This window comes from Mesorhizobium metallidurans STM 2683 (genome assembly GCF_000350085.1).
In the GTDB taxonomy this organism is placed as follows: domain Bacteria; phylum Pseudomonadota; class Alphaproteobacteria; order Rhizobiales; family Rhizobiaceae; genus Mesorhizobium; species Mesorhizobium metallidurans.
Genome location: NZ_CAUM01000150.1, coordinates 144772 through 154063, shown reverse-complemented (window position 1 = coordinate 154063; position 9292 = coordinate 144772). Strand labels below are relative to the sequence as shown.

The following is a 9292-nucleotide window of genomic DNA, read 5'->3' as shown; positions in this document are numbered from 1 at the left end:
ACTAGGATGTATTGATATTCAGGTGATGCCGGCCTGCAAACGGCGGCTTCCTGCGCTTCCGGTGCTCGGACGAAATGTCCGCTCCGCTCCGGTTCTCGAAAACCGCCATTTTCGGCTCGGCCTGACCTGAATCTCAACACACCCCAGGGCAGGACCATCCAATCATCACCCCAACTGTCACCTGTTTGTCATCCGCATTGGTTAGCGGGGCATGAAGACAAACTGGCTTTAGAACTGGCTTGGGGGCCTCCATCATGAACCGCTTCTTCTCGTCGTCGGCGAGCTATCTTGCGCTGCTCGCCGCCGGGTCTGTCCTGTCCGTTCCTTTCACCGCCAGCGCCGATTCATTCACGGTGGCGACAGGCACGACGCAGACCGGCCAGCAAACCGTCTCGGGCACCGATACCGGGCAGATCGAAGCCGGCGGCACCCTTGATGTGCCAGGCAGCGCCATCATCTGGAACGGCGCGGCCACCGGCCCCGCCGGCGTCAGCATCGTCAATGACGGTCAGATCATCAGCGGCAGCCGGGCCATCGACACCAGCGGCGCGGTAAGCGGGCCATTCACGCTGCAGAACAATGGCAGCATCGAATCCGCGAATGACACCTTGCGCATCAACAATGCGTTCAACAACGGCAATCTGCATGTTGTGAACACCGGTTCGATGACTTCGAGCACCGGCCAGGTCTTCGATCTCAATGGCGCCACGTCGGCGACGGCCACGGTGCTGATCGAGAGTACCGGCGATATCACCGCGCTGCAAAACGACGCGATCCGCTTCGGCGCCGGCAGCATCACGCTGATCAACTCCGGCACCATAGAGGCGCAGGACGGGAACCGCGCCCTCAGCTTCGACGATGACGGCAATATCGAGACGCTGACGTCGTTTGATCTGGTCAACCAACTCGGCGGCAGGATTCTGGGCACCGATGACGCCTTCAAGATCAGCGCCGACAGCGATGACACGAGCGCGGTGGTCAGCATCGGAAATTATGGCCTGATCGACGGCGGCCAAGGCCAGGCGCTCGACTTCGCCGACCTCACTTAATGTGATCACCGTCACCAACTATGCCAGCGGCATCATCCAATCGCAGAGCGCCGACGCCATGCGCCCGGGCGCCGGCGCGACCGTGACCAATTACGGACTCATCCAGTCAACCGACCTGACCAGCGATGGCGACGGCGTCGATTTCCAGGATGCCGGCGGCACGGTGGTGAACAAGACCGGCGGCCAGATTCTCGGCGCCGAGCACGGCATTACCGGCGACGGCGCGATCGATGTGACCAATGAGGCCGGCGGCCTGATCGTCGGCCGCAACGGATCGGGCATCAACGTCGACAGCTCCGGCGACACCGTCGTCACGGTGACCAACCGCGGCACCATTCGTGGCGCGGCGACCGGCCTCCTCGGCGACGATGGCGACCCTGCGGTGCCGGACGGCGATGGCGATGGCGTGGATGTCGACGGCCGGATCGCGCTCGACAATTACGGCCTGATTCAGGGCACCGGCGCCACCGGAACCAAGGACGGCGCTTTGAACACCGCCGACGGCATCGCCGCCGGCGGCGGCGTGATCCACAACCATGCCGGCGGCGTCATCGAGGCCTATGACAACTACTTCAACGAGGGCCTCGACAATGTCGGGCGTGCCATCCTCATCGACGACAGCGCGCAGGGTCCGGCGCCCTTCTCCACCACGCTTACCAATGAAGGCGTGATCCGCTCGGACGGCGTTGCGGTCACGTTCATCGGCGCCAATGACGACATCATCGACAATGCCGGCACGATTCAGACCGGCGATGCCGAGGCCAAGGCCGTCGACATGGGCGACGGCGACGACCGCTTCGTCTATCGCTCGGGCAGCCAGATGATCGGCTATGTCACCGGCAGCACGGGCAGCGACACGTTCGAGTTGGGCGGCACCGGGGGTTTCGACCTCGGCCTGTTGGGTAACGACGCGCAATATCGCGACTTCGAGACGCTGCTCGTCGGAGCCGGCTCCAGCTTCACCGCCACCGGCACCAGCAGCTTTGCCGGCGCGGTGACGCTGAACGGCGGCCTCGTCCTCAACGGCTCGCTCGCCTCGGCGGACGTCAGTGTCGGCAATGGAGCGATGCTGGGCGGCAATGCGACCCTCGGCGGCCTCACGGTGGGAACAGGCGGCACCGTTTCGCCTGGCAACTCGGTCGGCACCATCACGGTCGACGGCACGGCGACATTCGAGGCCGGCTCGACCTACCGTGTCGAGGTCAGCGGCAGCAGCTCGGACCAGATCGTTGCCGGCACCTCGGCGATCAATGGCGGCACGGTCGAACTGTCCGCCCTCGGGTCGCTCTCCTTCGGCACCTACACCATCGTCTCGGCGGCGCAGACGGCGACGCCAGACGGGCAATTCGACACGCTCGTCGCTCCCGACTTCCTGTTCACGGACGCGACACTGGGGCGCGATGGCGCTTCGATAACGCTGGAGCTGGCATCGAACGGCGTCTCCTTCGCCGGTTTCGCCCAGACCGCCAACCAGGCGGCGGTCGCCGATGCTCTGAGCGCAGCGGGCGGCGGCACGCTCTACTCCACGCTCGCCGCCGCGACCGCCGGCGAAGAAGCCGCCATCGCGGCAGGCTACGACTTGCTCTCGGGCGAGGCACATGCCTCGCTCGGCAACACGCTGTTCAATCAAAGCACGCTGGTCGCCGACACGCTGGTCGGCCGCCTGCGCCAAGCCTCGGCCGGTACGTCGCCCGCCACGGCGGCGCTCGCCTTCAACGGTCCGGTTCTGGCCTATGGTCCGACCTCACCGGCCACCCCGTTTCCGATTAACGCGCCGGCAGCCGGGCCGACGGGTCCAATCTACTCCGCCTGGGCTCAAGGGTTTGGCCAGTGGAACAGCGCCGACGGGAGTGGCGACGCGGCCAAGCTCGACAGCTCTCTTGGCGGCTTCCTCGCCGGCGCGGATGTGACCATGGGCTATGCAACGTTCGGCATTGCCGCCGGCTACGCCTCGGCCGGCAGCGATGTCGACGCGCGGCTGTCGAGCGCCGACGCCGCGACGGTTCTGATCGCCGCCTATGCGGGCGCGAGCTTCGACGATTTCCGCTTGCGCGGCGGCGCCAGCCATGGCTGGAGCGACATCGATACCACGCGCACCGCCGGCATGCTCGGCCTCGCCGAACAGCCGACAGCTTCCTATGACGGCTCGACCACCAATCTCTTCGTCGAGGCAGCCTATGCGGCGGAAGCCGGCGGCATGGGTTTCGAGCCGTTCGCGCAGCTGGCCTGGAGCCGGATCGAGACGGACAATTTCAGCGAGACCAATGCGCCCGCCCCCGGCCTGAGTTCGTCCGGCCTCTCTTTCGACGTGCCCTATTCCACGCTTGGCCTGAGGCTGGCGAAAAGCTTCGCCGTCGGCGCCGGCACCCTGACCCCGCACGCCACGCTTGCCTGGCGCCATGCCTATGGCGACGTGACGCCGGAACTCGCCATGTCGTTTGTCGAGACCGGCGGCAGCTTCAGCGTTGCCGGCGCGCCGATCGCCAGGGACAGCTTCGCTCTCAGTGCCGGCTTCGACTTCAACGTCAGCCAGAACCTCTCGCTGAACGTCGACTATGAAGGCCAGCTGGCCAGCGAGACCAGCACCAATGCGGTTAAGGGCGGCCTGACCTATCGGTTCTGAGAGACCGTTTGGAAATTCTACTCTGGCGGCCATCTGATGGCGTTTTCTGCGCTTCCGGCCTTCGCCGGCCGAAGCACTCATGAGCAGTTGTGGTAGCTAAGGCTACGGCCGGCGTAGGCCGGTGCTCACGGACCCAAATGTCCGCTGCGCTCCGGTTCTCGAAACCACCACCATATGACTCGCCTGAGCGAATTTCGAAACAGTCTCTGAGCAGGCACCGGCGGCAAGCCGGCTTTTCAATTACCCTGGCCTTGCATCAGCGCCTGAAGCGCTGAGGCGTCTCTGCGCTTGGAAAATATCAGCCAAACTGATGCAATCTGATGGGATTGCTGATGGCGCCATGCGTTGCGCCAACATCCTTTGGCGGATGGAGGCTTGCCATCGACCGAAAAAGGGAATGCTCTTGGGCGTCCGGATCGGCGATGACAGGAGGTACGGTCAGGGCTTCGCCCGGATCGCCCGATGTGGAGATCACTTTCAAATGGGAGGAAATCAAATGCTGACAAGGCTACGACTGCTTGTATTCGGCTTGATCATGGCGCTGGCCATTCCGGCCGTGGCACAGGCCAAGACGTTCTACTGGATTTCGCATGGCGGCCCGGCCGACCCGGTCTGGACTTACTTCCTCGCCGGCGCCAAGCAGTGGGCGACGGACACCGGCAACACCGTCAACACCTCGTTCCACAATGGCGACGTGGCGTCCCAGCAGGAGGCCGTCCGCGCGGCGATATCGGCCAAGGCCGACGGCATCGTCACCACCAGCCCCGATCCGGGCAGCCTTGTCGAGATCGTTGGGGAAGCCCGCGCGGCGAACATCCCGATCATCAACTTCAACACGCCCGATCCGAAGGCGGACTTCAATGCCTATGTCGGCGGCGACAATGTCACCTTCGGCAAGCATTGGGCGCAGTATCTGGTCGACAAGGGCCTGGTGAAGAAGGGTGATTTCGTCTGGATGCCGGTCGAGATTCCAGGCGCCACCTATGGCGTCCAGGAGGAAGAAGGCATCAAGAGCGTCTTCGAGCCGCTCGGCATTACCTATGAAATCACCGAAGCGACGCTCGACCAGGCCGAAGTGATCAACCGCATGGTCGATTACCTCACCGCCAACAAGGCCAAGGTCAAGGCGATCATCGGCCTCGGCGATCTGGTGACCGGCTCGATCAAGCGGGTGTTCGACCAGGTCGGCGTCAAGCCGGGCGAAATCCCGGTCGTCGGCTGGGGCAACTCGCTCGACACCACCCAGGAAGTGCTGAACGGCTACGTCAATGCCGGGCAGTGGCAGGACCCGCAGGCGACCAGCTATGTGGCGCTTTCGCTGGCCAACATGGCCGCCAGCGGCATTCCGCCCGGCTTCAACGTGATCACCGGCGCGCTCTACGAGAAGGACACCGCCGAGGTTTACGACAAGATCCTGGCCGGCAAATAATCCGCAATCAGAACAGTCGCGGCCGCACCTGCGGTCGCGACTATGCTTTCCTTTCGCCGAGGCTGCCGGGTGCGGCGCAAGTCTCGGCTAATTCCTTTCGCGGGTCCAAGTGGAAAATCGTTCCGTTGTCCAACGTCTGATCGCGAGGCCCGAATTCGGTCCTTTCGTGCTGCTCGTCGTCGAAATCGCGGTCTTCTGGAGCATCAACCCGAGCTTCCTGTCGCCGCAGAACATCTCCAACACGCTGGCCTTCACGGTCGAGCTCGGCCTGATCGCGCTGGCGATGACGCTGCTGATGACCTCGGGCGAATTCGACCTCTCCGTCGGATCGGTGTTCGGTTTCTCGCCGGTTCTGATGTGGACCCTGTTCAACAGCGGCGTCACCTCGCTGGAAATGGGCTTCCTCATCGCGCTGGTGGTCGCCGCGTTCATCGGGCTGGTCAATGGCTGGTTCGTCACGCAGCTCAAGATCCCGTCCTTTCTGGTGACGCTCGGCATGCTGCTTGTCGTGCGCGGCACTGCCCTGTTCGTCACCGACGGTTTCCCCCAGCGGACCTGGAGCGCCGAAGGCAGCTGGCTCGCGGAAGTGCTGGTCGGCGACTTCTTCATCGGGCCGTTCCGCATCTACATGTCGCTGTTCTGGTTCATCGCCGCCGCAATCGCGCTTGGCTATGTGCTGACGCAGAGCCGCACCGGCAACTGGATCCAGGCGGCGGGCGGCAACCCCAACGCGGCAAGGGCGCGAGGCGTCAATGTCAGCGGCGTCAAGATCGGCCTGTTCATCCTGTCGTCGCTGATGGCCTCGCTCGCCGGCGTCATCTCCTCGCTGCGCACCTCGGCGGCCAATCCCAACAGCGGCACCGGCTACGAGCTCGAAGTCATCGCCATGGTGGTGATCGGCGGCACCGCGCTGACCGGCGGGCGCGGTACCATTATCGGCACCGTTCTCGGCATCCTGATCCTGCGGGTGATGCGCAACGGCATCGTGCTGATCGGCGTGCCTGGCCTTGCCTACAACATCTTCATCGGCGCCATCATCCTCGGCATGATGGCGCTCCACTCATGGCTGGAACGCCGGCATCAGGCAGGGACGTGAACCATGGCCGAACCGCTTGTCCGCATGGAGAACATCCGCAAGTCCTACGGGCGCGTGCAAGCGCTGGTGGAAGCCAATTTCCACGTCAATGAAAGGGAGATCGTCGGGCTGCTCGGCGACAATGGCGCCGGCAAGTCGACGCTGATCAAGGTGCTGTCGGGCGCGGTTCCGCTGACCAGCGGCGACATCTTCATCCGCGGCAAGAAGGTCAACTTCCGCAGCACCAGCGACGCCATCGCCCATGGCATCGAGACGATCTATCAGGACTCGGCGCTGGTCACACAGTTGTCGATCGCCCGCAATCTGTTCCTCGGGCGCGAACCGATCAAGTCGCCGCGCTTCCTCAACCGGATGGATCAGGAGGCGATGAACGTGGTCGCCCGCGACCTGCTGAAGCAGGTCGGCATCTCCAAGAACATCCCGCCGACGACGCCGATCGGCTCGCTGTCCGGCGGCGAACGGCAGGCGGTGGCGATCGCGCGGGCCATGCATTTCGACAGCGACCTCATCATCCTCGACGAGCCGACCAACAATCTCGGCGTCGCCGAGACGCAAGGCGTTTTGAGCTTCGTGCGCAGCGCCCGCGATTCGGGCCATTCCTGCATCTTCATCGCCCACAACATCCACCACGTCTTCCAGGTGGTCGACCGCATCGTCGTGATGCGCCGGGGCAAGGTGGTCGCCGACGACATCGACCCGAAGAAGACCAACGTGACGGAAGTCGAACGCGTCATCACCGGCATGTCCGACAAGGAGATCCGCGACGCCATCGCCGAAGGCAAGCATTCGGGGGCCTGAGCAGCAGCCAGGCCGCATGTCTGGCACGGGATCGCATCCGCTCCTATGACTGGGACCATGAAAGCCACCGTTTCGGATATCGCCAGGAACTGCGGGCTGTCGACCGCGACGGTCGACCGGGTGCTGAACAACCGGCCGGGCGCAAGTGCGGCCAACCGGCAACGGGTGATGGAAGCGGCCAAGCAGCTCGGCTATCTGCCGGTCGTCGACCAGGTGACGCTGCCCTCGCGGCCGGCGCATCTCGAATTCTTCCTGCCGATCGGTTCCAACGCCTTCATGATGGATCTGGCAAGGCATATCGAGGACTATGCGGCGCGCCTGCCGCTGGTCGCCTCCTGCCGGATCCACAACCTGGCCGGCATTTCGCCAGGCGCGTTACAGGCGGCGATCGAAAATCTCTCGCTTAGGGCAAACGGCGTCGGTGTGATCGCCATCGATCACCCGCGAACCCGCAACATCCTGCGCGAGATCGTCGAGGCCGGTATCCGCCTCGTCACCTTGGTGTCCGACGTGCCGGGTGCGCCCCGATCGGCCTATGTCGGCATCGACAACCGTGTTGCGGGCCGCACCGCGGCCTTGTTGATGGGACGTTTCCTGAGCGGGCGCCCGGGCCATCTGGCAATGGTCGTCGGCTCACGCTCCTATCGCGGGCACGAGGAACGTGAAATGGGCTTTCGCTCGGTGCTGAGCGAGGAGTTCCCCAACCTGACCGTCACCAGCGCCGTCGAGATCAACGACGAGCCCGACATCAGCTACACCGCGACGATGCAGGCACTGCACAATGAGCCGGAGTTGCTCGGCATCTATTGCGTCGGCGCCGGCCGCTCGGGCGTGGCCAAGGCGCTGCTGGACGCCAGGCCGCAGAAGAAGCCGGTGTTCATCTGCCATGATTTGACGCGGGCGACACGCGGCTATCTCGTCGACGATCTGCTCGATGTCGTCATCGACCAGAATGCACGGCTGATCGCCGAGCAGTCGGTCATTCGCCTGCTCGGCTCGATCGCATCGTCGGCGCCCTATCTGACCCGGAAATTCATCGAGCCGCGGCTGATTTTCAAGGAAAACGTCCCGGTGCAATGACGCCGTTTTCCGGCTTCGGATCATAGCTGATACGGCAAATATGCACATCTGCTATGCATCTTTCGCAATTGCCGAATCGTTAGGCAATCCGTAAGTTCATAGTTGTCGGCCATCTACTCCTCCCAGATGCGATGCCGGCCTTGAATTCGGTGCACCTCCTCCCGCGCCGCATTCGAAATCAAGCCCGCCGCCACCTCCTCCCGGCAGCGGGCTTTTTTCATTTTTCGTTCTTGGAGATGTCGTCCGCGTCCAAAATGCGGACGCGTATAGCGGGACCCTAGTGGTGAAAACCTGACACCTGGTACCGATGGCAACTGCGGCTCTGGGTGGAAAGCGGACGCTCCAGGACCTTCATAGCGGCTCGAAAACGAAGCCATCTCCAGCGCGCACGACACGGCCCACGCCCGGAGAGTCGAGATGTGCTCCGGCGACATAGAGCTGATCGTCTGATGCGTGCGCTAGAATCATGAGCCGGCTTGCACGCGCCTGCGCTTGATCAGCGTCGAACTCCCAGGACACTTCCGGGCACTCGAACTGAAGGGAGGGAACATGGATTATGTCACCCCAGACCAGAACAGCTTTTCCTCCGCTCGAAGTCCGGAAGCATGTGTGCCCCACCTCGTGGCCGGGCGCCGCAACAGCCTCAAAACCTTCCTGCAGGCGCTGCCCGCCGTCAAAGGGCTCAGCCATGTCATGAAACCGCGAGAGCCTTGACTCGCTGCGAAACATATCGAGTTCCGCCCTGGGAACAAGGAGCCTGGACATCCGGGGGAAGGCGTTTTCGCCGTTCGCGAGAATGAGCCCATGGATATGGTCGAGATGGGTATGGGTGAACGCAACCGTCCGCACCCGATCAGGCGAGATATTGGCTTCGCTCAAGGCCTCGGGAAGCAGCCCCATGCTTGGGTGCCAGGTATTCGCCGCGCCGGTGTCGATCAATGTCACGTCCGCGCCATCGTCGATTGCAAAGGCGTTGACCGAAAGCCTGAGCTGACCGCTGACAAGTTGAACCTGGGTAGGAAAGTCATCCCCAAAGACCTTATCGCCTGGCTGACGTAGGCGGGTAGTCGGCATATCGACATGACCATCGCGGAGGGCGGTGAAGACAAGGCTGCCAAGCTGGTAGGAAGTGTGCAGCGTTCCTGCCGTGATGCGTTCCATTTACTGCTCTAACCTAACACGGCCTCCAAACCTAAGAACGTCCGCAACGGGTCGTC

The 9292-nt window shown here is 63.4% G+C and carries 7 protein-coding genes; 6 read left to right on the top strand and 1 reads right to left on the bottom strand.

Features of this window, described 5'->3' with window-relative positions:
• Positions 1-254 precede the first annotated feature (254 nt).
• The 6 genes from MESS2_RS33600 (at position 255) to MESS2_RS27435 (ending at position 8075) form a co-directional block, all read left to right on the top strand.
• On the top strand, positions 255-1049 hold the full coding sequence (locus MESS2_RS33600; protein ID WP_008877864.1) for a hypothetical protein: 795 nt from the start codon (positions 255-257) through the stop codon (positions 1047-1049).
• 1 nt (position 1050) lies between these two features.
• Positions 1051-3672: an autotransporter outer membrane beta-barrel domain-containing protein gene (locus MESS2_RS27460; RefSeq protein ID WP_008877863.1), complete on the top strand. Its 2622-nt coding sequence runs from the start codon at positions 1051-1053 to the stop codon at positions 3670-3672.
• A 496-nt stretch (positions 3673-4168) separates the two neighbouring features.
• Positions 4169-5101, top strand: a complete 933-nt coding sequence (locus MESS2_RS27450; protein WP_008877861.1) for a substrate-binding domain-containing protein — start codon at positions 4169-4171, stop codon at positions 5099-5101.
• A 109-nt stretch (positions 5102-5210) separates the two neighbouring features.
• The gene (locus tag MESS2_RS27445) at positions 5211-6197 is read left to right on the top strand and encodes an ABC transporter permease (RefSeq protein WP_040594137.1); all 987 of its coding nucleotides are present in this window, start codon (positions 5211-5213) and stop codon (positions 6195-6197) included.
• Between the two features lie 3 nt (positions 6198-6200).
• The gene (locus MESS2_RS27440) at positions 6201-6995 is read left to right on the top strand and encodes an ATP-binding cassette domain-containing protein (RefSeq protein ID WP_008877859.1); all 795 of its coding nucleotides are present in this window, start codon (positions 6201-6203) and stop codon (positions 6993-6995) included.
• Between the two features lie 57 nt (positions 6996-7052).
• The gene (locus tag MESS2_RS27435; RefSeq protein WP_008877858.1) at positions 7053-8075 is read left to right on the top strand and encodes a LacI family DNA-binding transcriptional regulator; all 1023 of its coding nucleotides are present in this window, start codon (positions 7053-7055) and stop codon (positions 8073-8075) included.
• Positions 8076-8426: 351 nt separating this feature from the next.
• On the opposite strand, the gene MESS2_RS27430 is transcribed toward MESS2_RS27435, so the two are convergent.
• On the bottom strand, positions 8427-9236 hold the full coding sequence (locus MESS2_RS27430) for an MBL fold metallo-hydrolase (protein WP_008877856.1): 810 nt from the start codon (positions 9234-9236) through the stop codon (positions 8427-8429).
• Positions 9237-9292: the final 56 nt, after the last annotated feature.

Bases quoted from the DNA above. Each gene is read 5' to 3' on its own strand.
- MESS2_RS33600 (WP_008877864.1), top strand. From the start codon at position 255: ATGAACCGCTTCTTCTCGTCGTCGGCGAGCTATCTTGCGCTGCTCGCC.
- MESS2_RS27435 (WP_008877858.1), top strand. From the start codon at position 7,053: ATGAAAGCCACCGTTTCGGATATCGCCAGGAACTGCGGGCTGTCGACC.
- MESS2_RS27450 (WP_008877861.1), top strand. From the start codon at position 4,169: ATGCTGACAAGGCTACGACTGCTTGTATTCGGCTTGATCATGGCGCTG.
- MESS2_RS27440 (WP_008877859.1), top strand. From the start codon at position 6,201: ATGGCCGAACCGCTTGTCCGCATGGAGAACATCCGCAAGTCCTACGGG.
- MESS2_RS27430 (WP_008877856.1), bottom strand. From the start codon at position 9,236: ATGGAACGCATCACGGCAGGAACGCTGCACACTTCCTACCAGCTTGGC.